The organism is Xanthomonas sp. NCPPB 2866, from assembly GCF_041475745.2.
Classification (GTDB): Bacteria; Pseudomonadota; Gammaproteobacteria; order Xanthomonadales; family Xanthomonadaceae; genus Xanthomonas; species Xanthomonas arboricola.
Genome location: NZ_CM192975.1, coordinates 3,961,307 through 3,985,962, shown reverse-complemented (window position 1 = coordinate 3,985,962; position 24,656 = coordinate 3,961,307). Strand labels below are relative to the sequence as shown.

Below are 24,656 nucleotides of genomic sequence, written 5' to 3'. Positions count from 1 at the left end.
GCAGGGCTCGAAAAGGAGAAGGAAAAACGCTCATGGCAACCGACGCGCGCGCGCGTGCAGGTGATCGAGCAGACGCTGGCCATCGGCGCTGGCAAACCAGTCCGCATGGCCGAGCAGGTAACGGTGATAGGCGATGTCGGCGTTGTCGGCCGAGCGGGTGATGCCGGCGAAGTATTCGATCTCGCTCAGGGCGAAGTCGGCATGCACGATCGGCAGCAAGGCGGCCAGCTGCCGCAGCTGCGCGGCGCCCAGTGCGCAGTGCCGGGCGTAACCGTCCAGCAAGGCGTCGAGCTGCTCCAGCTGCGGCTGCGCGCGCTGCCCCGCATCCAGGTTCAACCATGGGATCAAATTGCGTTCGATCGCCGTGGCCAGGTCGAACATCGCAAAACTGCGGTCGCACAGGCCGAAGTCGAACACCGCACTGACCTCGACGTCGCCATCGTCGTGTGTGCGCCACAGCAGGTTGGAGGCATGCCAGTCGCCATGCGTCCACAGCGGCGGCAGCGCGCCAGGCGCCGACAGCACCGACCAGGCCCGGGCGTGCCAGGGCAGCAGGTGGTCGGTCAGGTCGCGGCGCCAAGGCCGGTCCTGAAAATCGGCGGCCAGGCCGGGGCGCGACAGCAAGGCCTGCTCCACTGCCCGGAGCGGGTCGGCCTGCGCGAACAGGGCCAGGTTGGCCACCAGTATGCTGCTGCGGCGTGGTGGCGCATCGAATCCCTGCGCTGCCAGATGCAGGCGTGCCAGCGCGGCACCTGCCGCCGCCGCATGCGGGATGCTGCTAAAGGGGGTCCACGACAAGGCATCCCGATACAGGTCCTGGCCGAGCCCGGCGCGCTGCACTTCGTAGACCCAGTCCGCATCGGCCAGGGCGGTGCGTCCCGCGGCATCGTGCAGCACCTCGACCACCGGTGCGCCGGCCCAGCGCAGATGCGCCATGAAGACGTGCTCTTCGCGCAACGCGGCGACATTGCGCACGCTGCGGTGATGTCGCTTGACGATGAGCGTGCCGCTGGCGGTGTCCACGCAGGCGGCGGCGGAAAACGGGCGGGCGCTATGCCAGCGAATCAGTTCGCTACCGACGGGAGCGGAAAAGTGCTGCAGCACGCGACGGATTTCGTCGGCGGTCAACACCGGCCAGTCCGGCAGCGCCAGCTCCAGGCTCATGCCATGCACCTGATGCGAGGTGCTCATGCGCCCGGCTCCGGCAATGTGGTGCGGGCTAGTGGTATAGACCAGTCGATCGGTGCCGAAGCGGCGGACCCGGCGCGCGCGCCGGCGACAACACGGACGGCGCTGCCAGGCCGTCGTTGCGGCGCGCCCGCCATCAGGCGGTTGCACTGCAGGGAATGAAAAGGCAGCGCAACACCGAAAGGTCGCTGGCCGTCATCTCGACACTAAAAATGTGGGGCGCGCCGTGGGCGGCGCCTGCGCAAAACCGCTGGGCGGTTCCGGGCGCGCAGTATGCCTGTTGCCGCTGCCAGCCGCCATGTCGGCGCTGGCAGACGCACGATGGCGTTGCGCCACCCCGGCACCGGATAATGGCCGGATGACTCCCGTCCAGATTGCCGCCGTCGTCGTCACCTATCAGAGCAGCAGCACCATCGATGCGTGCCTGTCGCGGCTGCGCGCGGCCGAGGGCATCAGCGAGATCCGGGTGGTCGACAACGCCTCCAGCGACGACACCCTGGAGGTCGTGCAGCGGCATGCCTTGGCCGATGCGCGGCTGCACTTCATCGCCAATCCGGACAACCCGGGTTTTGCGAGCGCCTGCAACCAGGGCGCGCGCGACTCGCAGGCGCCCTGGTTGGTGTTCATCAACCCGGACCTGATGGTCGAGCGCGACACCTTGGCGCAGCTGTGCGCACGCGCGGCCGGCCATGCGGCGGTGCTGTTGGGCGTGGAGCAGGTGGACGAGGACGGGCAGCCGGATGCCGCGGTGCGTCGCCGCGATCCGGATTTTGCCGCCATGCTGCGCGCACCGCGCGCTGCCGCCCAGCTGGCGGTGCCGGCCGATCCCGCTGCGCCCCTGCAGGTGGTGGACGCCATCTCCGGTGCCTTGATGCTGATGCAACGCAGCCTGTTCGACCGGCTGGACGGCTGGGACGGCGCCTACCGCCTGCATGCCGAAGACCTGGACCTGTGCCGGCGGGCACGCCAGGCCGGTGCGCTGGTGGCGGTGGCCAACGATCTGCGGGTCGTGCATGTGCGTGGCGTGTCCAGTCGTTCGCGGCCGTTCTTTGTCGAATGGCATAAGCACCGCGGCCTGTGGCGCTATTTCCGCAAGTTCGAGGCGGGCCGGCGCGGGTGGCTCACCCGGCTGGGCGTATGGCTGGCGATCTGGACCCATGCCGTCGCCCAGGTACCGAAATTGTTGCGAAAGAGATGAGTTCGCTCGCGTTAAATTTGTGATAAATCAGTGATGGGTGGCGGGACTTATGTGTGATACGTTTCGCCTCGAAGTGTGATCAATCACTAGCTTCCTGTCCCTTCCGGGTCCCCCATCAGGAATCGTGCAATGTCTTTACAGAACGACCCGCAATTGCGGGGACGTCAGCCGTGCGCCGCCGCGCTGCAGTCCAGTCCGGTTGTCTCGCCCTCTTCTCTTGATTCCATCGCGCGCCGCGCGCCGGTAGCTGCGCTGTCGGCGCTCGCGCTGAGCTGCCTGATGGCGGCCTTGCCGGACACGGCCGTGGCAGGCGCCTGGACCCAGCCGCAGGGCGACACCCTGGTGATCGTCAAGGCGCTGCATAGCGATGGCACCGGCTGGTTCGACGATGCCCACCACCGTGGCGATTTTGGCAACAACGGACGTAGCCGCCAGGACCAGCTCAATGTCTACGTCGAGCATGGTCTGAGCGACAAGCTGAGCTTTATCGGCAATTTCTATTTCACCGAAGTCGGTTTCAACAACGACGAACCGGTGAACGGTGCGCCCGGACGGGCACGCCGCAGCACCACCGGCTTTGCCGATCAGGAGATCGGCCTGCGCTACGCACTGCCAGGCGCGGCCGACGATGTCTGGCGTAGCTCGGTGCAGGCCCTGGTCAGCATCCCGGCCTATGGCCGTAGCAAGACCTATCACCCGAACAATCCTGGGCGCGACCCCGCGCTCGGCCTGGGCGACTACGGCCTGGAGCTGCGTTACAGCCGCGGCCGTGGTTACACGCTGGGCGGGCGCAACGGCTACTTCGATCTGGGTGGCGCGGTACGTCTGCGCGGCAGTGCCGCTTCCGACGAAGTGCGGGTGGACGCGTCCACTGGCCTGAGCCTGACCCCGAGCTGGCTGCTGCTTGGCGAAGTCAACGTGATCCAGGGCCTGGGTAACGGGCGTAACGACGCGTTTGTCGTTGGCTCGACACCTGGCGATTCCGGCTTCGTCGCCACCGGCACCAACTACGACCTCACCAAGCTGCAGCTGTCCACGCTGTACACCGCGCCGGGCGGCAGCCAGTGGCAGGTGGGATATCAGCAGCCAGTGATGGGCCGCAACACCGGCGCCGCAGGTGGGCCATTCGTGGCCGCCTGGTGGCGGTTCTAAGGACGCCACGACAATGACGGTCACCTGCGAAATGGACGCGCTGGGACGAGCACCGGACATCGGCCGCGAACGCGGTCTGTTGGGTCGCGCGCTGGTCACGGCAGGCGTCATCACCGACGAACAGCTGCGCTCGGCGCTGGCGTTGCAGCAACGCTGGAACTCGCGCCTGGGCGATGTGATCCTGGCCCAGCGCGGCGTGCCGGCGCAGCGGTTCTACGCCATCGTTGCCGCGCACTTCGGCCTCGAGTTCATCGATCTGGTGCAGCAGCCGCCGGATCCGGAGCTGCTCACCCCGGGCGATCTGGAAAGTTACGCGCAGCGCCTGCTGCTGCCGTGGCGTCGCGAAGACGGTGTGCTGGTGCTGGCCGTGGCCGATCCCGACCCGGCAGTGTTTGCCTGGGCGCGCGCGCACTACGGCGAGGACGTGCGTTTTGTCGGCACCGCCAAGTTCGACATCATCTGGAGCCTGCAGCGCTATGCCGACGAGCAGCTCACCGACAACGCGCTGAACCTGCTCGCATCGCATGCGCCGACGTACTCGGCGCGCCAGGTGGTGACGCGCGGACAGAAGTTCACGCTGTGGGCGATCGCCGCGGTGATGGTGATCGCGATGGTGCTGTTCCCGGTGCCGGCCCTGATCACCGTCAACGTGCTGGTGGCGCTGGGCTTTCTGGCGACCTTCGGACTGAAGCTGTTGCTGGTGTGGTTCGGCTCGCGCCACCGCATCGACATCAAGGTCACTGAGGACGAGGTGGCCGCGCTGCGCGACGACGACCTGCCGGTCTATACCGTGCTGGTGCCAATGTACAAGGAGCCGGAAGTCCTGCCGATCCTGGCCAACGCGCTGCGCAAGCTGGATTACCCGATCAGCAAGCTCGACGTGAAGCTGGTGCTGGAGGCGGACGATTTCGACACCATCGAGGCCGCCAAGAAACTCGGCCTGGAGGCGTTCTTCGAAATCATCCGGGTGCCGCCGTCGCAGCCCAAGACCAAGCCCAAGGCCTGCAACTACGCCCTGCATTTTGCGCGCGGCGAGCTGCTCACCATCTACGACGCCGAAGACAAGCCCGAGCCGGATCAGCTCAAGCGCGTGGTGGCTGCGTTCCGCAAGGCCGACAAGGATGTGGCGTGCATCCAGGCGCGGCTGAACTACTACAACGCCGACGAGAACTGGCTGACGCGGATGTTCACGCTGGAGTACACGCTCTGGTTCGACTTCTACCTGCCGGCGCTGGAATACCTGCGCATCCCGATTCCGTTGGGCGGTACCTCCAACCACTTCCGTCTGGATGTGTTGCGCCAGGTGCGCGCCTGGGACCCGTATAACGTCACCGAAGACGCCGACTTGGGCGTGCGGCTGATCCAGAACGGCTACCGCGTCAACGTGGTCAACTCCACCACGTTCGAAGAAGCCAACGTCAGCATTCCCAACTGGATCCGGCAGCGCTCGCGCTGGCTCAAGGGCTACATGCAGACCTGGCTGGTGCACATGCGCGACCCGGTGCACCTGTATCGCAGCACCGGGTTCAAGGGCTTCTGGGGTTTCCAGTTCTTCATTGGCGGCGGCTTCTTCACCGCGTTGGGCGTGCCGGTGCTGTGGGCGCTGTATGTGGTCTGGGCAGTCACCGGGACAACCGCGTTCGAGCGCTTCTTCCCGCCGTGGCTGGCGACCGTGTCGTTGGTCAATCTGCTGTTGGCCAATGCGTTCTTCATCTACATCACGCTGGTGGCTGCGTTCAAGCGCGACTACTTCAAGCTGGCGCCCTACGCGCTGACCGTGCCCTTTTACTGGGTGCTGCAGTCGATCGCCGCGTACAAGGGTCTCTGGCAGCTGATCCACAATCCGTTCTATTGGGAGAAGACCACTCATGGCATCAGCAAGCATTCGGAAAACGAGCGCCGCGCCGCACTCGAAGAGTGAGTCGGCGGTCCCGCGCCGTCACAGCGGGCTGCCGGCGTTTCTGGTTGCCGTGGTGGCCCTGTCGCTGCTGAGCCAGCCGCTGCTGCTGCAGTCGGTCGGCTCCGCCACACCGGCAATCGCACCAGCAGCCGGCTTGCCGGCAACCGGTCTGTTGTCGTGGGCGATCAATCTGGGGCTGGACAGCTGGAACCTGCCGTTCCAGGTCTGGCCGTTCCTGGCGGTTGCCGCCAACGCGTTGTTCCTGTCGCTGCTGTGGCGCGATCTGGCCGGCGTGTTCGGGCGCGGCTGGGCCAGTGGTTTGACCCTGCTGGTGGGCTGCAATCCGCTGTTCCTGCTGCCGATCGCCGCAGGCGGAAGCCAGGCGGTGGGTCTGCTGGCGTTCTACGGCCTGTGCCGCACCTTGCGCCGCCTGCAGACGCCGGTAGAGGCCTTCACCTATCTGCGCATTGCCGGCTGGTTGTGCATCCTGCTGTGCCTGGATCTGCAGACACTGGCGCTGTCGACGATGGTGGCACCGTGGCTGCTGCTGGTGATGCCGCCGCAGATGCTGCGCAAGGCGCCGGGTTCGTTCTACCTGGTGTGCTACCTGCCTTTCGCGTTTCTGGTCGGCATGTGGGCCTACGTCAATCTGACCGTGTTCAACGCACCGTGGCCGACGCTGTCCAGCATCGGGCAGGGCGCGCATCCGCTGCCGTTGCCGCTGGCCGAGCATGCGCAAGGCTGGTCGCCGGCCGTGCGTTGGGGCGTGGCGGCGGTGGTCTGCTTCCCGGTGCTGGCGTTGCTGGCCCGTAGCCGCAGCAGTGCGCTCACGCGCGGCGTGCTGGCCAGTGCCGGCACCGTGATCTGTGCGGCGGCATTGTCGTTCGCCTTCGGCTGGGCCGGGTTTGATGCCTTGCTGCTGCTGTGGGTGCCGGCAGCGTTGCTGCTGCGCGCGCTGCATGCCGACCAGCGCAGTCAGGCCGCCGGCCTGCTGTTGCTGGGCCTGATCGGTGCGGCCTGGGTACAGCCGCAGGGCTGGGGCAGCTGGATGCGTGCGGCGCCTGCCGATGCGCAGTCCTTGCTGCAGGGCGAGGCGGTGGTCGTGAGCGCGCCGGTGTCGTTGCCGACCGGCGCGGCGACGCCGGCAGCGGATGCCGTGCAGGTGCAGCCCACCGTGGCGACTGCCGCGGACGTGGCCGCGCCCACGCAGCCCGCGTCCGGCGTCAGCGCGCCCACCACTGCTGCAATCGTGCAGCAGGACAAGAACACTGCGGTCATCGGTGCAATGGACTGCGCGCACACCACGACCGCGTCCACCACCAAGGCATCCGCCGCATGTTCAAACGCGTTCTGAGTACCGCGTTTCTGGTCGGGGCGTGCATGCTGGTCAATGGCTGCAACGCCGATGCATCGACGTGGATGGGCGCCAACGTCAAGGTCTCGGCCAATGCGCCGTGGGAGAGCGAGGCGGCGGGACAGTCGCTGGATGCGCTGGCCAAGACCGGCGCCAGCAAGGCCTTGCTGGTTGCGTTTGTGTGGCAGGCCAACCCGCAGGCGAACGACCCGGTGCTGGGCAGCGACAGCAGCGTGGAGGCCATGCGCGCCGCGTTGCGGCAGAGCCACCACGCCGGCCTGCAGGCCACGCTCAAGGTGCATGTGTGGATTCCCGGGCATTGGGCCGGCGACACCGCGCCCACCGACCAGGCAGCCTGGTTTGCCGCGTATCAGAACGCATTGCTGCCCTTGGCCAAGCTGGCCGAAGACGAGCATGCGGAAGCGTTGGTGATCGGCACCGAACTGCGCAAGCTGCAGGACGCGCCGCAGTGGCCTGGTCTGGTGGCGGAAGTGCGCAAGGTCTACCACGGCAAGCTGCTGTATGTGGCCGACGGCATGGAGCACGCCGAAAGCTTCCGTTACTGGTCCTTGTTCGATGCGGTGGGGACCAGCCTGTATCCGCGGCTGTCCGAAGCGGCTGCCGCGCGCACGGCCGAGATGGATGCCGCCGCGCAGCGCCTGCAGCAACTTGGCCAGCGCGTGGGCAAGCCGGTGTGGGTGGCGGAGCTGGGACTGCGTTCTGCACGCGGTAGCCTGGCCGCGCCCTGGGAGAGCCCGGAGCAACGCGCCGCTGCAGTGGACACCCGCCTGCAGCTGCAGGTGTTGCAGCAGTGGCGCAAGGTGCTGCAGGCGCACGGCGTGGAAGGTATCGCGCTGTGGTGCTGGTATACCGACCCCAAGGCCGGTGGCCCGGGCGACAGCGACTTCACCGTGCAGGGCAAACCAGCGCAGCAGGTGCTGGCGCGCTGAGCGATGGCGCCTGGCAACAAGAGGATGCCAAGCGCAATTGCCGAGGTGACTTGCCGGGGCGAAGCGCACTGCCGCCGTGCAGCGCATCGCCTCTCGGACGCATCGGCGGCTTGCACGCAGCGCGATCGCCGCTGCGGGCATAATCCGGCGGCATGATCATCCATTCGCTGCTCGACACCGATCTGTACAAATTCACCATGATGCAGGCGGTGCTGCATCAGCATCCGGCCGCACAGGTCGACTACCGCTTCAAGTGCCGCACGCCCGGCGTGGATCTGGCCCAGTTCATCGACGAGATCTCGCGTGAGATCGATGCGCTGTGCCGGCTGCGGCTGCGCGAAGACGAGGTGGCCTATCTGCGTGGCCTGCGCTTCATTAAGCCGGATTTTGCCGACTTCCTGGCGCTGTTCCATCTGGACCGTAAGTATCTGCAGCTGTCGGCATCGACCACCCATCCGGGCGAGATCGAGCTGACCATCCGCGGCCCGTGGCTGCACACCATCCTGTTCGAAGTGCCGTTGCTGGCGATCATCAACGAGGTGTGGTTCCGCAACACCTCCGAGCCGGATTACGAAGAAGGCCGTCGCCGCCTGCGCGAGAAGGTGAGCAGCCTGCGCAGCATGCCGGCCGGCTGCAAGATCGCCGATTACGGCACCCGGCGGCGCTATTCGCGGCACTGGCACGGCGAGTTGCTGCCGTTGCTGCGCGATGGCCTGGGCGAGCAGTTCGTCGGCACCAGCAATGTGTATTTCGCCAAGCATTACGGCCTGACCCCGCTGGGCACGATGGCGCACGAGTACCTGCAGGCGTTCCAGGCGCTGGGGCCGCGGTTGCGCGACTCGCAGGTGGCCGCGCTGGAATCGTGGGCGCGCGAGTACCGCGGCGATCTGGGCATCGCCCTGTCCGATGTGGTGGGGTTGGACGCGTTCCTGCGCGACTTCGATCTGTACTTCTGCAAGTTGTTCGACGGCATGCGGCATGATTCGGGCGACCCGTTCGAATGGGGCGAGCGCGTCATCGCCCATCTGCAGGCACACCGCATCGACCCCGCGACCAAGGTGCTGGTGTTCAGCGATGGCCTCAATATCGACAAGGTGATGCAGCTGTACGCGCACTTCCACACGCGCTGCCGGCTGGCGTTCGGGGTCGGCACCAGCCTCACCAACGACCTGGGGCCGACGCCGCTGCAGATCGTGATCAAGATGGTCCGCTGCAATGGCCAGCCGGTGGCAAAGCTCAGCGACTCGCCGGGCAAGAGCATGTGCGAAGACGCCGGTTACCTGCGTTATCTGCGCGATGTGTTCGGCCTGCCGCCGATGCCGGAAGCGGGTGACCACCCGCGGCAGTGACTGACGTGTAGCGGCAGCTTGTGCCGAGGCCTGACAGAGCTGTCAGGGAATGACCGAAAAAAATGCGATGCAGCGCTCAATTGGCCGCATGGGTTCGTTAACATTGGCATCACGCTTGCTTCACTTCTGATGCACGCGATGTTGATGTACGGCCTCCTTCCCGCGCGACGTCTCAATGACTGCATCCGACCCATTGTCGCTGTACCGCGCGCGCAGCTGCTCCCGGCAGTGGCTGGGCTTTGTGCGTGCGATGGCCGCCGAGTTCGGCGCCGAGTTGCTCGAGGATGATCTGGCGCCGTTGATGGCGCGCATCGGCCGGCGCTTCGCGCGCGAACACCGGCTGGCGCACTGCACGACCCTGGGCGAGATGCAGCAAGCCGCCAACGCAGTGTGGGAGCGCTGCGATTGGGGCCAGTGCGCGATGCACGAACACGCCGACCACGTACGGATCCAGCACGCCGGCGCGCCATTGAGCACAGCGCTGGATGGCGTGGCATGGAGCGATGGGTTCCTGCAGGGCGTGTACGAAGGATGGTTCCAGCAACTGGGGATGCTGGCAGGCCTGGCGGTGCAGACCGCGCCAGGCGACAGCGTCGATCTGCGCAACTTCGTGTTGCTGCGGACGGCATGAACGGCTGAAGTCGGGCAAGGGGAGTGTGATGGCACCGAAGAACAACAAGGCAACCTCCGGGCATGACGATGTGTCCGGCCTGTTCGCGCGGTTGGGGACGCCGGCGAGCGCGGGCTATCAGGATTTCGCCCACACCCAGCTGCCGCCGCGCAGGCCGGAAGTGACGCAAACGCCGGTCCCGGCAGCGGTCGAACAGGCCCCCGCTGCGGCGGACGCCGTGCAGACGCCAGCGCCGCTGTTGGCGCCTGCCGCATCGGTGCCGAGCGTTTCGATTGCCATGCAGGCAGTGCCGGCGGCGCACCGGTCCGTGCCTGCCGAAGAGACGGCAGGCCCGCCGCTCGATGCGCTCGCGCCGCTGCGCAAATTGCGCCAGCTCGACGAGCCTGCAGCGCAGCCGGGCGAGCGCCAGGCGCAGACGCCGCTGGAGTGCTTGTTCCAGCGGCTGTTGCAGGCCGATGCGCCCAGCGCGACGCAAAGCCCGCTGCAGCGACTGCGCTCGCGTTGATCAGCACCACCGTGTGACTTCCGGCAAGCGTAACTGCGCTCGCCTGTTTCGCCTTGCTTTGCCGCACGCCGCCACGCTTGAAGGATTATCTGATGACTGCTGCCAGCCTCCGTTCCGGATCACCGCTGCCCACGCTGGCGACCTGGGCGCTGTGGTTGCTGGGCGGCTTGTTGCTGGTGTTCGTGGTCGCCGTGCCGATGGATGTCACCCAGCAACTGGTGTTTTCCGGGGTGCTGTTCGCCGTTGCGCTGGCGGTGCGCAAGCGCGGCGGGCGTGTGGTGATCCTGACGATGATGGGCATGTCGCTGGCGGTGTCGTGCCGCTACATCTGGTGGCGCACGACCCAGACCATGGGCGTGGGCAGCGCGGTGGATTTCATCCTGGGTCTGGGCCTGCTGGGCGCGGAGCTGTATGCGTTCGTGATCCTGGTGCTGGGCTATTTCCAGGTGTTGTGGCCGCTCGATCGCAAGCCGGTGCCGTTGCCGGCCGACCAGGCCTTGTGGCCGAGCGTGGACGTGTTCATTCCCACCTACAACGAGCCGTTGTCGGTGGTGCGCACCACCGTGCTGGCGGCCAGCGTGATCGATTGGCCGGCCGGCAAGATCACCATCCATCTGCTCGATGACGGCCGCCGCGACGCGTTCCGCGACTTCTGTGCCGAGGTCGGCATCAACTACGTCACCCGCACCAACAACGCGCACGCCAAGGCCGGCAACATCAATGCCGCGCTGAAGAAGTGCAGCGGCGAGTACGTGGCGATCTTCGACTGCGACCACATTCCCACCCGCAGTTTCCTGCAGGTGGCGATGGGCTGGTTCCTGCGCGACACCAGGCTGGCCCTGGTGCAGATGCCGCACTATTTCTTCTCGCCCGACCCGTTCGAACGCAACCTGGGCACGCATGGCAAGGTGCCCAACGAAGGCGAGCTGTTTTACGGCCTGCTGCAGGATGGCAACGACCAGTGGAATGCGACCTTCTTCTGCGGCTCCTGCGCGGTGATCAAGCGCAGCGCGCTGGAAGAGGTCGGCGGGGTGGCGGTGGAAACCGTCACCGAGGACGCCCACACCGCGCTCAAGCTGCAGCGTCGCGGTTATCGCACCGCCTATCTGGCGGTGCCGCAGGCTGCAGGCCTGGCCACCGAAAGCCTGTCCGGCCATGTGGCGCAACGCATCCGCTGGGCGCGCGGCATGGCGCAGATCGCGCGTATCGACAATCCGCTGCTGGGGCGCGGGCTCAGGCTCTCGCAGCGGCTGTGCTACCTCAATGCGATGCTGCACTTCTTCTACGGCTTGCCGCGCATCATCTACCTCACTGCGCCGCTGGCCTATCTGTTCTTCGGCGCGCACGTGATCCAGGCCTCGGCGTTGATGATCCTGGCCTATGCGTTGCCGCACATCCTGCAGGCCAATCTGACCAACCTGCGGGTGCAGAGCCGCTTCCGCCATCTGCTGTGGAACGAGGTCTACGAGACCACGCTGGCCTGGTACATCTTCCGTCCCACCCTGGTCGCGCTGCTCAACCCCAAGCTGGGCAAGTTCAATGTCACGCCCAAGGGCGGGCTGGTGGCGCGCAGTTATTTCGATGCGCAAATCGCCAAGCCATACCTGTTCCTGCTGTTGCTCAATCTGGCCGGTGTGGCTGCCGGCGTGCTGCGCCTGATCTATGTCGGCGGCAGCGGCGAGCAGCAGACGATCTGGTTCAACCTGGCCTGGACGCTCTACAACATGGTGCTGCTGGGCGCCACCATCGCCACCGCCAGCGAAACCCGCCAGGTGCGTAGCGCCCATCGCGTGCCGCTGGATGTCCCGGTCAATCTGTATCTGCCCGATGGCAGCGTGCTGCCCAGTCGCTCGCTGAATTTTTCCACCGGCGGCATGGCGATCAGGCTCGCCCAGCCGCAGCCGATCGAGCCGGGGTTGCCGGTGCAAATCGGCCTCAGTCATCGCGGCGTGGAGCAGACCTTGCCGGCGGTGGTGCGGCAGGACCGCGACGGCCAGGTCAGCGTGCAGTTCACCGCGATGTCGATGGAACAGGAGCGTTGGCTGGTGGCCTCGACCTTTGCGCGCGCCGACATCTGGCTGTCGCAATGGGGCCAGCACGACCGCGATGCGTTCTGGCGCTCGCTGGGCCAGGTGCTGGCCGCCAGCGCGCGCGGCTTCGGACGCCTGGGTGGGCATATCGCACTCAGTGCGCGTCAGGGCTTCCGCCCGGCGCGCGCGCTGGATCTGGAGTCGTGAACGTGACGCCTGCCGTTTCCCTTTTCCCTGCCAAGAAGCCACCGATGCGAATGTCCCCGGCCGTGTTGACCTGTGTGCTCACCCTGCTGACCGGCCTGGCGCAGGCGCAGCAGGCCGTGCCGGCAACGGCGACGACCACGCCGACCGGGCCGGACGGCACCGCCGCGAGCGCGCCGCCCGCACCGGCACCGATGCCGGCCGGCAGCACCCGCACCTCCAGCCTGCGCGAGCTCGGCATCGACTACGAGATCACCCTGCGCGGCGTGCAGGGCAGTGCCGGCGTGCCCTTCAGCGTGCGCAGCGACGAGATCGTCACCGCCGCCACGCTCAACCTCAAATACAGCTATTCGCCCGCGCTATTGCCGGACCTGTCGCATCTGAAGGTCACCATCAATGGCGTCACCGTGGGCACCTTGCCCGCCGACAAGGCCAATGCCGGCAAGCTGCTCTCGGCCGATCTGCCGATCGACCCGCGTCTGGTCACCGATTACAACCAGCTCAACCTGCAGTTGATCGGCCATTACACGCGCGAGTGCGAAGACCCCGACCACAGCAGCCTGTGGGCGAATGTGGACGCGGCCACCAGCCTGTCGCTGACCACCACGCCGCTGGCGCTGGCCAATAACCTGGCGTTGTTGCCGGTGCCGTTCTTCGATGTGCGCGACACGCGCCGGCTGGAATTGCCGTTCTACTTTCCGCAGCGCCCGGACAACGCCACGCTGCAGGCGGCCGGCGTGGTGGCCTCGTGGTTCGGTACCCTGGCCGGCTACCGCGGCGCGGTGTTCCCGGCCTCGACCGAAGCGCTGCCGGCCACCGGCAACGCAGTGGTGTTCGCCACGCCCAGCACGCTGCCTGAGCAGTTCGCCACCGCCGACAGTGGCGTGGCCGATATCCGTGGCCCGACCGTGGCAGTGGTGGTCAACCCGACCGATCCCAACGGCAAGCTGCTGCTGGTGCTCGGCCGCAACAGCGAAGACCTGCACCGCGCGGCCACCGCGCTGGCCTTGCGCGCGCCGTTGACCGGGGCGGTCGCCCGCATCGGCGAGGTCAGCGCGCCGGCGCCGCGTCGGCCGTACGACGCGCCCAAGTGGGTGTCCAGCGAGCATCCGGTGCGCTTCGGCGATCTGGTGACCCCGCCCGGCCAGCTCAATGTCAGCGGCTATCATCCGGACCTGATCCGGATCGGCCTGCAGTTGCCGCCGGACCTGTTCGTGTGGGAGCGCGACGGCATTCCGGTCGCGCTGAAATACCGCTACACGGTGCCGGACGTGGATAACAAGTCCGCGCTCAACGTCAGCATCAACGAGTCGTTCGTGACCACGCTGCCGCTGACCGGCCGCCCGTTCGCCGAGTCCACCCCGAGGCGCTGGTGGAACAGCCTGGGCGCGCGCGGCAGCATGCCGGTGCACCAGGATCTGACATTGCCGGTGGGTGCGTTCTCGGCCAACAGCCAGTTGCGCTTCCACTTCTTCTTCGATCGCCCGCAGGGCGAGCAGTGCAAGAACACCTTCCCGGATGTGTCCGGCGCCATCGATGCCGATTCCAGCATCGACCTGAGCGGCTTCCACCACTACATGGCGATGCCGAACCTGGCCGCGTTCGCCAATGCCGGTTACCCCTTCACCCGCCTGGCCGATCTGTCCGAATCCACCATCGTGCTGCCGGACAATCCGGGCGACCAGGACCTGGGCAATGTGCTGACCCTGCTTGGACGCTTCGGCGCCTCTACCGGGTATCCGGCGCTGCATGCGCAGATCATCGGCGCCGGCGCCGTGCAGCAACACGCCGACCGCGACCTGTTGTTGCTCGGCAGCGTGCAGTCGCAGCCGCTGTTCAAGCAGTGGCGCGCACAGCTGCCGGTGGGCCAGGACGGGCAGGCGACCCGCTTTGCGCTGACCGATTGGGTGCTGGAAAAGCTGCCTGGCTTCCTGTCCTTCGACGCGCGCCGCACCGACCTGCCGACCACCGCGGAAATCGCCCTGCAACCGCAGCCGGACGACGTGCTGTTGATGGGCTTCGAATCGCCGTTGAAGTCCGGCCGCAGCGTGGTCGCGTTCCAGAGCGAAGACCCGGCCAACATGAGCCGGCTGTTCGATGCCTGGTTCGACCCGACCCTGCTCAAGGACTTCCAGGGCAGCGTGGTGTTGCTGCAGCAGAAAAAGGTCATCAGCCTGGTCGGCAACCAGACCTACTACGTCGGCCATCTGCCGCTCCCGACCTGGTTGCGCTGGTACTTCTCGCACCACCCGGTGTGGCTGGCGTTGACCGTGGTGCTGCTGGCGCTGTTGCTGGCGCTGGCCGCGCGCGTGCTGCTGCGCCGGCATGCCGCCGAGCGGCTCGCCGACGGCGGCAGCGCATGAGCGCGCACGACAGCGCCGCAGCGATGACACGCCGCAGCCTGCTACGCGCCGGTGCGCTGGCCGGCCTGGCTGCGCTGCTGCCCACGCGCGCAGCGGCGGCGGCTGGCCAATGCGGGCCGTGGCCGCTGTGGAATGCCTTCGTCGACAAGCACATCCAGCCCGACGGGCGGGTGGTGGATTTCCTCAATCCGGACCAGCGCTCGACCTCCGAAGGTCAGTCGTATGCGCTGTTCTTCGCCCTGGTCAACAACGACCAGGTGTTGTTCGAGAAGGTGCTGGGCTGGACCCGCCACAATCTGTGCGGCGGCCGCCCGGACCTGAACCTGCCGGCGTGGTTGTGGGGGCGCGATGGCAGCGGCAACTGGCGCGTGCTCGATGCCAATACCGCCAGCGATGGCGAGCTGTGGATTGCCTACGCGCTGCTGGAAGCCGGGCGGCTGTGGAGCCGGCCCGGTTACGGCAAGGCCGGCCAGCAGATCCTGCAACTGATGCGCCAGCAGGAGGTGGCCACGTTGCCGGGCCTGGGCGCGATGTTGCTGCCCGGCCGCACCGGCTTTGCCGAGAAGCAGCGCTGGACGCTCAATCCCAGCTACCTGCCGATCCAGGTGCTGCGGCGCTGCGCCAACGCCGACCCCAAGGGGCCGTGGGCGGCGATCGCCAGCAATGCCGCGCGCGTGTTGCGCGAGAGCGCGCCGGTGGGTTTTGCGCCGGACTGGACGGTGTGGGATGGCGAGCGCTTCAGTCCCGATCCGAAGCGCGGCAACGTCGGCAGCTACGACGCGATCCGCGTGTATCTGTGGGCCGGCATGCTCGATGCCGGCGAGCCGCTGCGCAGCGGCTTGCTGCGCGACCTGTCCGGCCCGGCCGACCTGCTCGCCGCACAGACCCCGTTTGCGGAAAAGATCGACACCGCGCGCGGCGTGGGCAGCGGCGCATTGCCGGTCGGGTTTTCTGCCGCGCTGCTGCCCTACCTGAGTGCGATGGGCCAGCCCGCGCTGCTCAAGGCGCAGGCGCAGCGCATTCCCGCCGCCGCGCAAGCGGCAGCCGCTGCGCTGCCGTACTTCGAACGCACGCTGGCCCTGTTCGGACAGGGCTGGCTTGAGAACCGCTACCGCTTTGCCGCAGACGGGCGCCTGCTGCCCGCCTGGAGAACGCCTGCATGCTCCGCAAAAAACTGACGCCGCTGTACCTCGTCGGCATGATCGACCTGTGCCTGCTCGCCTCGCCGGTGCAGGTGCAGGCGCAGACCAGCGCCACCCAGCAACTGGTCGGGCAGGGCAATTACTGGCACGACCAGGGCCGCGACGATCTGGCCGCCGACACCTGGCGCAAGCTGCTCGGCGTCGATCCGGATCAGCCCGACGCCTTGCTCGGCCTGGCGCAGATCGATCTGGCGCAGGGCCGTCAATCCGAAGCACGCAAGCGCCTGCAGCAACTCGACGCCGCACACCCGCAATCGCCGCAGGCACAGCGCCTGCGCGTGGCGATCGGCGCCCGTGGCAGCAGCGCTGCCGGCGAAGATCCGAACCTGCGCAACGCACGTCGCGCCGCCGCGGCCGGGCGCTATGTCGAAGCCGCGCGCAATTACGAAGCGCTGTTCGCCGGCAAGCCGCCGCCGCCGGCGTTGGCGCTGGAGTACTACCAGTCGCTGGCCGGTACTCCCACCGGCTGGGAGCGTGCGCGCGACGGCCTGCAACGCCTGCAATCCAGCGAACCGGGCAACCCGTCCGTGCAACTGGCGCTGGCGCAGGTGCTGAGTTACCGCGAACCCACCCGCCGCGACGGCATCGCGCAGCTGCGCACGCTGGCGCAACGCGCCGATGTCGGCGGGCCGGCGCGCACCAGCTGGCGCCAGGCGCTGCTGTGGCTCAACGCCGGCGTGGCCGATGCGCCGCTGTACCAGGCATTCCTGGCCGGTACCCCGGCCGATGCGGAAGTCACCGCCAAACTCGGCCAGCTGCGCGAACAACGCAGCGCCGCCGCCGCCGCGCCGGCCGACCCCAATGGCGTGCTGCTGGGCGAAGGCTTCCGTGCGCTGGGCGCCAATAATCTGGGCGCTGCCGAACAACGCTTCACGCAGGTGTTGCGCGCACGTGCGCGTGATCCGGAGGCGCTCGGCGGCCTGGGCTCGGTGCGCCTGCGTCAGCAGCGCTTTGCCGAAGCGCAGGAGCTGCTGCGCCCGGCCGCGGCGAATAACGGCAAATGGAAAGGTGCGCTCGATAGCGCGCGCTACTGGCTGCAGCTGCAGCAGGCCGAGGCCGCACGCACACGTGGCGATCTGGCACGGGCGCGCCAGCTGGTGGAGCAGGCGGTGCAGCTGCTGCCCAACGAGCCGGCCGCGCAGGTGGCGCTGGGCGGCCTGCAGGCCGCCAGCGACCCGGCCGCCGCAGAGGCCAGCTACCGCAAGGCGCTGTCGCACGATGCCGACAATGCCGGCGCGCTGCAGGGCCTGGTCGGTTTGTACAGCCGCCAGGGCCGCATGCAGGAAGCCAGCGACGTGTTCAATCGCCTGCCTGCTGCAGAACGTGCCAAAGCCGGCGGGCAAGCCTTGCTGCGTTCCAACGTGCAGCGCGCGCGCGCCCGCCAGGCGCTGGAAGCCGGCGATGCGGTCAGCGCGCAGACCGAGCTGGAAGCGGCGATGGTCGAGCGCCCGGGCGATGCCTGGATCCGTCTGGATCTGGCCCGCCTGTACCAACAGGCCGGCCGCCCCGATCAGGCCCGCAGCGTGATGGATGGCCTGCTCGCCGTGCATGGCGACCAACCCGAAGCGCTGCAGGCCAACGCCTTGCTGGCGCAGGAAAGCGGCGACTGGCAGGGCGCCTACGACAGCCTGGAGCGCATTCCGGTCGCCTCGCGCACGCCGGAGATGACCCAGCTGCGCACCACCGCCTGGATCGAACTGCAGGCGCGTCAGGCACGGATACTGGTGGAGCAGGGCCGGCCGGGCGACGCGCAGCAGTTGCTGGCGCGCACCGAAACTGCGCTGGGCAATCAGCTCGACGACCCGCAGTTGCTGGCCGCACTGGCCGGCGCGCATGCCGATGCCGGCAACGCCCCGCGCGCGCTGACCCTGGCCCAGCGGCTGGTCACCGGTGGCACGGTGCGCAGTGAAGATCGCCTGCAATATGCCGGCGTGCTGCTGCGCGCGCATCAGGACGCCGAACTGTCGGCGGTGCTGCGCCAGTTGCAGGCCACCACCCTGACCCCGGAACAGCTGCGTCGTTATCAACGCCTGCGCAGCGCCTACACGCTGCGCCAGGTGGATGCGCTGCGCGAACTCGGCAATCTGGAAGGCGCCTACGACGCGCTGTCGCCGATCCTGGCCCAGCAGCCGGACAGCCGCGATGCGCAGGCCGCGCTCGCACGCCTGTATGCCGCCTCCGGCGACCAGCGTCAGGCGCTGGCGATCTACCAGCAGATCCTGCAGCGTCATCCCGACGACCTGGACACGCTCACTGCCGCCGCCAACAGCGCGGCCGCGCAGTCGGACCTGCGCAATGCCGAGCATTACCTGCAACGCGCGCTGGCGCAGGCACCGGAGTCGCCGGAGGTGCTGGCCGCGGCCGGCCGCGTGTATCGCAGCGCCGGCAAGAACCGCAAGGCCGAGCAGTATTTCCGTGCCTCGCTGGCCGCGCAGCAGCGTCAGGCCGGGCAACTGGACAATGGCCTGCCGTCTGCGCGCGGTCCGTCCGCGGTCGCGTCCTCCAGTCGCCCGCTCAATCCGTTTTCCGGTATGACCGGCGGCATGCCGCGCTCGCCGGCGGTGTTGTCCGAGCGCATGGATGCCGGTAGCGCCTATGGCGACGTGGCGGTGGCACCGGTGGCAGCGTCGCCGGGCTCTGCACGGTTCGCCGCTGCCGCACCGATTGGTGCGTCTGCCGACAATGGTGGCGATACGTTGCCGCCGCCGGTCAGCGCCGGCGCTGCGCCCGCCATGCTGCCGGTCTCCAGCGGCCGCATGCGCGGTTCGTCGCGCGGCGACGGGCTGCTTGCCGCGCGCGCGGTTGCGCCGATCGCCGCAGACGCCGGTCCACGTCTGACCAAGCCCGCCGCACAGGCGTTGCCGCCGCTCGGCAGCGGCAACGGCGTGCTCGACGAGTTGCGTGCGGTGCAGTCGGAAAACAGCGACAACCTCGCCGGCGGCGCGTTGTACCGCTCGCGCGATGGCGAAGATGGTCTGGGCCGCCTGGACGATATCGAAATGCCGGTCCAGGCCGAGTTCGCCGTCGGCGACGGCAAGCTTGGCGTCACCCTGACCCCGACCATCGTCGATGCCGGCACGCTGACCACCGATTACGTCACCGCCAGCCGCTTCGGCAGCGGCCCGCAGACCGCCATCAACGATGCGCTGGCGGCCGATCGCGGCCCGATCGATACGCTGGTCAGCTCGTCGATGTACCAGTTGCTCGCCACCGAAGGCGACACCGCCGCCACGCGCGAACGCCTGCGTCGCTACGCCTTGAACACCGGCCTGTTCAACGACCTGCTGGTCGAGAACAACAACAGCAATGCCGCCGCCGTGGCGGCGCTGGCCAACGAACCGTTGCCGGCCTACCTGCTCGGCATCAACGCCTCCAACACGCCGATCGCCCAACTGGCGCGCGACATCCTCGGCAACGCTGCGCTTAGCGAACAGCTGGCTGCCGGCGATGCGGCCGCGTTGCGCGCGCTGGCCGGCAGCACCGCCGCCGCACAACAGACCCCGACCGGGCTGGCCGCCACGCTCAACACCATGGCCGCCACCGGCAACGGCACGCGCCGGCTCAGCCAGGATGACACCGGGGTGGGCGTCGGTGTGCGCTATCGCAATGGCGGGTTCAGTGCCGACATCGGCAGCACCCCGATCGGCTTCCAGGAGCAGAACCTCATCGGCGGCGTCGGCTATCGCGGCGAGCTTGGCGATGCGGTGAGCTGGTCGGCCGAAGCCTCGCGGCGTGCGGTCACCGACAGCGTGCTGTCGTTCGCCGGCGCGCAGGATGCACGCAGCGGCCGCGAATGGGGCGGGGTGACCAGCAATGGCGTGTCGTTGTCGGCCACTGCCGACAATGGGCTGCTGGGTGGTTATGCCAATCTTGCCGCGCACCGTCTGCTCGGCAACAACGTCGCCGACAACGACCAGCGCCAGCTCGACCTGGGCTTCTACGTGCATGCACTGGAAACCCGGCACCAGTCGCTGACGGCCGGCATCAATCTGACCGCCATGCAGTACGACAGGAACCTCAGCGGCTTCACCTACGGCCATGGCGGTTACTTCAGCCCGCAGGACTATGTGGACCTGGGTTTTCCGGTGCACTGGAGCGGCCGCAGCGCCGGTCAGACGGTGAACTGGAAGGTCGATGCCAGCATCGGCGTGCAGCACTTCAGCACCGACGCCTCGCCGTATTTTCCGACCGATCCCACCCTGCAGCAGGCCGCCTACGATGCCGCCTCGCTGGCGGCCTTGCTCGGGCTGGTCAACCGCTACACCGACCCGGTGTATGCGGGCGAAAGCCGCACCGGCGTGTCCTACAACCTCAGTGGCGCGGCCGAATGGCAGGTGGCGCCGCAGCTGTTCCTGGGCGGGCGCATGACCTTCAACAATGCGCGCGACTACAACCAGTTCAGCAGCAATCTCTATCTGCGGTTCGTGATGGATCGGCTGGGTGCGGCACTGGGTCGCGCACCACAGGTGCTGACCTCGCCATACGCTGCCGATCGTTGAGGACAAGGCAGACCGACTGCGCGGCCATCGGGCCGTGACGGTTGGTCTGCGCTGTGGCGGGTGTCTCTGGCCGGCGTTTTGCTGCGCGCTGTACACGCATGCTGACGCGCGCGCGCCCTCGGTGGGGTGTGGACATCGCCGCGCGTGGCGCAGCTTGAACAGTGTGAGCACGGATAAACGAACGGCGCCTCCCGGCGCCGTTCGCATTGCATCGATTAACGCAGACTGCGCCTGTTGTTACGGGCGCACCTTGGTGGCACAGACAAACACCGCTGCCTGTTGAATGCGGCTGATCGCACCCTGGTTCTGCAACTCGCGTGCGTGCTCGTCCATGCAGGTCAGGTACCCCAGACGGTTGCCGGCATTCTGCGACTTGCACAGGCTGTTTTCGGCCGAGATGTTGGCGCCGGGAATCAGCCCGCCGGTCTCCAGCGTCGGCACCAGCGTATTGCAGTTGCCCAGCTTGGCCAGCCCGCGATTGAGCGTCCAACCGATATCGGCAAACAGCGCCGGGGTCAGGTCGATGTTCAGATGCGCCTGCACTTCCGGCGTATCGAACGGTTCCATCAACGCGTTCGGCTGCAGGTCGGTATCGAAGTGCGAGAACGTCGACCCGCCGGCCACCACGCTGGGCGAATACAGCCGCGTGCGGCCCGCGGTATCGGTGCCCTGCAACAGCTCGGGGTCTTCGTACAACGCCGCCACCACTCCGGCGCTGCCCTTCAGACGCGCGCCATCGGTCTGCGACACCATGATCGCCGGGATGGTGATGTCGGTGATCGGCGGGGCGGCATTGCCCATCGTCTGCACGCCGGCCGCGTTATTGGCCACGATCACGCCCACCGCACCGTTGAGCTGTGCGTTCTTGACCTTGATCGCGAACGCGCAGGTGCCGCGGTCGATCAGCGCCACCTTGCCGGCCACCTCGGCCGCATTGACGAACGGCGTTTCGCAACCATCGCTGGCCGATGCCGCGGCCACTCCGTCATTGACCGTCACCACTGCGCGCGCCGGGAAATTGGCCGCCGTGGCCAGCGGCCCGAAGCTGGCAAAGCCCACCTCGAACTTGCCCGCCGCGCTGGCCGGTGCGCTCACCTGCAACAGGGTGCGCGGATCCAGGATCAGTGCCGCCTCGCGGTTGACGCGCGTGCCGGCCCACACCGTACGCCCCGGCGTGCGCATCGCTTCGGCACGCAGCGCGTTGGTCATGGCCGGATCGTCGAAGCGCTTGTTCTGCACGTTGTCGTAGGCCTGCGCGGTGTAGACGTCGGTCAGGCCGCTGCCCGAGCCGAGCACGCCGGTGGTCTTGTTGAGGAAGCCCGCCGCACCCAGGCCGTGGCCGATCTCGTGCATCACCACGTTGAGGAAGTTGATCTGGCCTTCGGGCGTCTTGCCGTCCAGGCCCAGGTACCAGCCCGAGCCGGCCAGGCAGTCGGGCTTGCCCAGATCGCCGTTGAATTGCGAGAACACGTCAGCCGGATCGCTGGGATCGGGGACCAGATCCTGCCCGGCGATCGCATCGCCCAGCGCGGATGGATACAGCGTATTGGGCTTGGAACCGGGGAAGTCGTTGACGATCCAGTTCGGGCCGGCCTGGCCCAGCGTGCCGCCGGTGGCGGTACAGGTCAGCCGCGCGAACGAGGCATACACCTTGATCTCGACGTTGCTCTGCAGCACCGCGCCCCACAGGTCCATCGCGTACTGGTAGGCGATGCGACGCTGCTCGCCGACCGAGCGCCCGGGGTTGCCGCCCAACGGCGCTGCGCTGGTGGGATCGTTCAAGCCGACGCTGGTGCCGGCATCGCCATTGATCAGCGTGACATTGGCGGCGCTTGCATGCAGCGGCGCGATGGCCGCAGCCACGGCCAGGGACAACAGCAACAAGGGCTTATTCATGCGGCAGCGCTCCGTGCTCGGCGTGGGCGGGTTGGGTGTCGGCGTCTTCGCTGTGCTCGATGACGATGCGGCCATCGGCCTGACGGGTCGCCATCAGCGAGCTCATCTGCGTGGCCGGCAACTTGCGCGCCACGGTGCCGTTGGGCATGCGTCGCTCGGTCGCGCGTGCGGCAGATTCGGTCTGCGGAACCGCGGTGCGGGCAGCGCTGCTGCGGGCAGCCGACGCAGCCTGCTGATCCAGCGCCGCGCTCTCGGCGTCGGTCAGCGGGCGCAGCTTGCCGGTGACGGGATCAATACCCACCTTGGAACTGCTGGTTGCAGCCTCTTGCGCCACGGCCAAGGCCGGCAGGCAGACGACACACAACACACCGGACAGCATCCATCCGGGCTTACGAAAGCTCATCATCGTTGGGGTTTCCTTGAGTCCAACAGGGAAAAGGGACGCCGTGCAGACACCGGCATCGGGGGAATCCTTCCGTTTCAGTCTGTTCATGACTGAATCATGAATCCGTGATGTGTGTCAATCTTTTGACATATAGGCCGCTGAATGCGAAGTGAGAGCCTGAAACGGTCATCGCCGCAGTTGCGTCGGGGAAATTTCTGGGGATTGCAGCGGCAGCTGGCCCCAGATCGGCCAGATTTTTGACACGAACCAACCGGGCCGGAAGCCTCCCCGGCCCATGGTCTCGACGGACAATTCACGCCAGCCAAGATCTGGACGACTTATTCCGTTCTCTCCCGAGAGAAGGTGCCCCGAAGGGGCGGATGAGGGTGCGTGCGAAGCCAGGTGGAGGTTGAGGGCAAGGTGCGAGTACGCCTGAGCTTCGCCCCGTACCCTCGCCCCAACCCCTCTCCCGGGGGGAGAGGAGCTTTTATTCCACCGCGGCCAGTGGCCTGGTCTGCGCAAGTAGCGCGGCCGCAGCAACGTGCGCAAGCCGTGCGTTGATCCTCATCGGCATCGGCATCGGCATCGGCATCGGCGCGGGCTGCGCGTACGCTGCGCTGGCTCTGCACGCCGCGCGCCATTCGACCGCAGCGCGTTACAGTCTTGGTGACTCCGCGCACCAGGTTCCCATGCACGCCGTCATCTATCACAACCCCGATTGCGGGACCTCCCGCAATACGCTCGCCCTGATCCGCCACACCGGCATCGAACCGCAGATCGTCGACTACCTGCAGCACCCGCCCACCCGCGAAACGCTGCAGTCCCTGATCGCCGCCGCCGGCATCCCGGTTCGCGCGGCCATGCGTCAGAAAGGCACCCCGTATCTGGAACTGGGACTCGACGATCCCGCGCTGGACGACGCAGCGTTGCTGAGCGCAATGCTCACGCACCGATCCTGATCAACCGCCCCTTCGTGCAAACCGCATTGGGGACGCGCTTGTGCCACCCCTCCGAACGCGTGCTCGACCTGCTGCCGCACGCGACGAGCGGCTTCGTCAAGGAAGACGGCGAACGCGTGCTGGACGATGCCGGGCAATGCGTAACGGGCTGATAGACAGATACCCGAAACGCAGTCGCTCCACATCAAGCGCAGCCACCTCAGCTCAGATGCGAAACGCCAAGCAGCGCCACTGACGCCCCAGCGACCAATCCCTAATCCTGATTCCCGACTCCCCAATCCCGACTCCCCAACCTCACCCCCACCTACCGCACAGGTCTTAAAATCGCCGCAACGTTTCCCGGGAGCAGTCAGATGATTCGCGAGATTATCCGCATGGGCGACAAGCGCCTGCTGCGCGTGGCGCCGCCGGTGACCAACCTGGGCAGTGCCGAGCTGCGCGCGCTGGTGGCCGATATGTTCGAGACCATGGACGATGCGCGTGGCGTCGGCCTGGCCGCACCGCAGATCGCGGTGGATCTGCAGCTGATGGTGTTCGGCTTCGAAGCCAGCGAACGCTATCCCGATGCACCGGCGGTGCCGCGCACCGCGTTGGCGAATGCGCAGATCGAACCGCTGTCGGAAGAAATGGAAAACGGCTGGGAAGGGTGTCTGTCGATTCCCGGCCTGCGCGCTGTTATCCCGCGCTATCGCCACATTCGCTACCGCGGCTTTGCGCCGGACGGCAGCCCGATCGAGCGCGAGGCCGAAGGCTTCCACGCACGCGTGGTGCAGCACGAGTACGACCATCTGGTCGGCCGCCTGTATCCCTCGCGGATCGAGAACTTCGCCACCTTCGGCTTCGAAGACGTGCTGTCCTACGACCTGTAGGCCATCGGTCGCAGCTGCACCC

The 24,656-nt window shown here is 67.4% G+C and carries 16 protein-coding genes and 1 pseudogene; 14 read left to right on the top strand and 3 right to left on the bottom strand.

Annotated elements, in window-relative coordinates:
* Nucleotides 1-30: 30 nt before the first annotated feature.
* Nucleotides 31-1,191, bottom strand: a complete 1,161-nt coding sequence (locus ACCQ04_RS16855) for a phosphotransferase enzyme family protein (RefSeq protein WP_226427450.1) — start codon at nt 1,189-1,191, stop codon at nt 31-33.
* Nucleotides 1,192-1,546: 355 nt separating this feature from the next.
* On the opposite strand from ACCQ04_RS16855, the gene ACCQ04_RS16850 reads away from it, so the two are divergent.
* The 12 genes from ACCQ04_RS16850 (at nt 1,547) to ACCQ04_RS16795 (ending at nt 20,525) form a co-directional block, all read left to right on the top strand.
* Entirely contained in the window at nt 1,547-2,386 is an 840-nt protein-coding gene (locus ACCQ04_RS16850; RefSeq protein ID WP_126966650.1) for a glycosyltransferase family 2 protein, read from the top strand.
* A 129-nt stretch (nt 2,387-2,515) separates the two neighbouring features.
* On the top strand, nt 2,516-3,538 hold the full coding sequence (locus ACCQ04_RS16845) for a hypothetical protein (RefSeq protein ID WP_226427449.1): 1,023 nt from the start codon (nt 2,516-2,518) through the stop codon (nt 3,536-3,538).
* A 13-nt stretch (nt 3,539-3,551) separates the two neighbouring features.
* Complete coding sequence (locus ACCQ04_RS16840; RefSeq protein ID WP_024939104.1) at nt 3,552-5,459, top strand: glycosyltransferase family 2 protein; 1,908 nt, start codon at nt 3,552-3,554, stop codon at nt 5,457-5,459.
* Nucleotides 5,460-5,508: 49 nt separating this feature from the next.
* A complete protein-coding gene (locus ACCQ04_RS16835; RefSeq protein WP_226427448.1) occupies nt 5,509-6,792 on the top strand; it encodes a hypothetical protein in 1,284 nt (427 codons plus the stop codon).
* Nucleotides 6,774-7,742 carry a glycoside hydrolase family 113 gene (locus tag ACCQ04_RS16830; protein ID WP_126966652.1) on the top strand — a complete coding sequence of 323 codons (969 nt, stop codon included), beginning with the start codon at nt 6,774-6,776 and terminating at the stop codon, nt 7,740-7,742. The genes ACCQ04_RS16835 and ACCQ04_RS16830 overlap by 19 nt, the downstream gene beginning before the upstream one ends.
* Nucleotides 7,743-7,894: 152 nt before the next feature.
* Nucleotides 7,895-9,091, top strand: a complete 1,197-nt coding sequence (gene pncB / locus ACCQ04_RS16825) for a nicotinate phosphoribosyltransferase (protein WP_226427447.1) — start codon at nt 7,895-7,897, stop codon at nt 9,089-9,091.
* A 175-nt stretch (nt 9,092-9,266) separates the two neighbouring features.
* Complete coding sequence (gene bcsD / locus ACCQ04_RS16820; RefSeq protein ID WP_226427446.1) at nt 9,267-9,722, top strand: cellulose biosynthesis protein BcsD; 456 nt, start codon at nt 9,267-9,269, stop codon at nt 9,720-9,722.
* Nucleotides 9,723-9,750: 28 nt separating this feature from the next.
* A complete protein-coding gene (locus tag ACCQ04_RS16815) occupies nt 9,751-10,227 on the top strand; it encodes a hypothetical protein (protein WP_184611341.1) in 477 nt (158 codons plus the stop codon).
* A gap of 92 nt (nt 10,228-10,319) precedes the next feature.
* Nucleotides 10,320-12,464 carry a UDP-forming cellulose synthase catalytic subunit gene (bcsA, locus tag ACCQ04_RS16810; protein ID WP_226427445.1) on the top strand — a complete coding sequence of 715 codons (2,145 nt, stop codon included), beginning with the start codon at nt 10,320-10,322 and terminating at the stop codon, nt 12,462-12,464.
* Between the two features lie 44 nt (nt 12,465-12,508).
* Nucleotides 12,509-14,824, top strand: a complete 2,316-nt coding sequence (bcsB, locus tag ACCQ04_RS16805) for a cellulose biosynthesis cyclic di-GMP-binding regulatory protein BcsB (RefSeq protein WP_226427444.1) — start codon at nt 12,509-12,511, stop codon at nt 14,822-14,824.
* Nucleotides 14,821-16,002, top strand: coding sequence for a cellulose synthase complex periplasmic endoglucanase BcsZ (gene bcsZ / locus ACCQ04_RS16800; RefSeq protein ID WP_226427443.1), 1,182 nt, complete (start codon nt 14,821-14,823; stop codon nt 16,000-16,002). Before bcsB ends, bcsZ begins: the two co-directional genes overlap by 4 nt.
* A complete protein-coding gene (locus tag ACCQ04_RS16795) occupies nt 15,984-20,525 on the top strand; it encodes a cellulose biosynthesis protein BcsC (RefSeq protein WP_226427442.1) in 4,542 nt (1,513 codons plus the stop codon). Before bcsZ ends, ACCQ04_RS16795 begins: the two co-directional genes overlap by 19 nt.
* A gap of 237 nt (nt 20,526-20,762) precedes the next feature.
* On the opposite strand, the gene ACCQ04_RS16790 is transcribed toward ACCQ04_RS16795, so the two are convergent.
* Nucleotides 20,763-22,421: a PA domain-containing protein gene (locus ACCQ04_RS16790; protein WP_126966657.1), complete on the bottom strand. Its 1,659-nt coding sequence runs from the start codon at nt 22,419-22,421 to the stop codon at nt 20,763-20,765.
* The gene (locus ACCQ04_RS16785; RefSeq protein WP_372358570.1) at nt 22,414-22,827 is read right to left on the bottom strand and encodes a post-PEP-CTERM-1 domain-containing protein; all 414 of its coding nucleotides are present in this window, start codon (nt 22,825-22,827) and stop codon (nt 22,414-22,416) included. The genes ACCQ04_RS16790 and ACCQ04_RS16785 overlap by 8 nt, the downstream gene beginning before the upstream one ends.
* Nucleotides 22,828-23,495: 668 nt before the next feature.
* On the opposite strand from ACCQ04_RS16785, the pseudogene arsC reads away from it, so the two are divergent.
* Both arsC and def read left to right on the top strand, forming a co-directional pair.
* Nucleotides 23,496-23,917 (top strand): annotated as a pseudogene (gene arsC, locus ACCQ04_RS16780) (arsenate reductase (glutaredoxin)).
* Nucleotides 23,918-24,118: 201 nt separating this feature from the next.
* Nucleotides 24,119-24,634, top strand: coding sequence for a peptide deformylase (gene def / locus ACCQ04_RS16775; RefSeq protein ID WP_046344300.1), 516 nt, complete (start codon nt 24,119-24,121; stop codon nt 24,632-24,634).
* Nucleotides 24,635-24,656 lie beyond the last annotated feature (22 nt).

Excerpts from the sequence above, each read along its gene's own strand:
- ACCQ04_RS16855 (WP_226427450.1), bottom strand. The coding sequence starts at position 1,191 with ATGAGCACCTCGCATCAGGTGCATGGCATGAGCCTGGAGCTGGCGCTG.
- ACCQ04_RS16850 (WP_126966650.1), top strand. The coding sequence starts at position 1,547 with ATGACTCCCGTCCAGATTGCCGCCGTCGTCGTCACCTATCAGAGCAGC.
- ACCQ04_RS16845 (WP_226427449.1), top strand. The coding sequence starts at position 2,516 with ATGTCTTTACAGAACGACCCGCAATTGCGGGGACGTCAGCCGTGCGCC.
- ACCQ04_RS16840 (WP_024939104.1), top strand. The coding sequence starts at position 3,552 with ATGACGGTCACCTGCGAAATGGACGCGCTGGGACGAGCACCGGACATC.
- ACCQ04_RS16830 (WP_126966652.1), top strand. The coding sequence starts at position 6,774 with ATGTTCAAACGCGTTCTGAGTACCGCGTTTCTGGTCGGGGCGTGCATG.
- pncB (WP_226427447.1), top strand. The coding sequence starts at position 7,895 with ATGATCATCCATTCGCTGCTCGACACCGATCTGTACAAATTCACCATG.
- bcsD (WP_226427446.1), top strand. The coding sequence starts at position 9,267 with ATGACTGCATCCGACCCATTGTCGCTGTACCGCGCGCGCAGCTGCTCC.
- ACCQ04_RS16815 (WP_184611341.1), top strand. The coding sequence starts at position 9,751 with ATGGCACCGAAGAACAACAAGGCAACCTCCGGGCATGACGATGTGTCC.
- bcsA (WP_226427445.1), top strand. The coding sequence starts at position 10,320 with ATGACTGCTGCCAGCCTCCGTTCCGGATCACCGCTGCCCACGCTGGCG.
- bcsB (WP_226427444.1), top strand. The coding sequence starts at position 12,509 with ATGCGAATGTCCCCGGCCGTGTTGACCTGTGTGCTCACCCTGCTGACC.
- bcsZ (WP_226427443.1), top strand. The coding sequence starts at position 14,821 with ATGAGCGCGCACGACAGCGCCGCAGCGATGACACGCCGCAGCCTGCTA.
- ACCQ04_RS16795 (WP_226427442.1), top strand. The coding sequence starts at position 15,984 with ATGCTCCGCAAAAAACTGACGCCGCTGTACCTCGTCGGCATGATCGAC.
- ACCQ04_RS16790 (WP_126966657.1), bottom strand. The coding sequence starts at position 22,421 with ATGAATAAGCCCTTGTTGCTGTTGTCCCTGGCCGTGGCTGCGGCCATC.
- ACCQ04_RS16785 (WP_372358570.1), bottom strand. The coding sequence starts at position 22,827 with ATGATGAGCTTTCGTAAGCCCGGATGGATGCTGTCCGGTGTGTTGTGT.
- def (WP_046344300.1), top strand. The coding sequence starts at position 24,119 with ATGATTCGCGAGATTATCCGCATGGGCGACAAGCGCCTGCTGCGCGTG.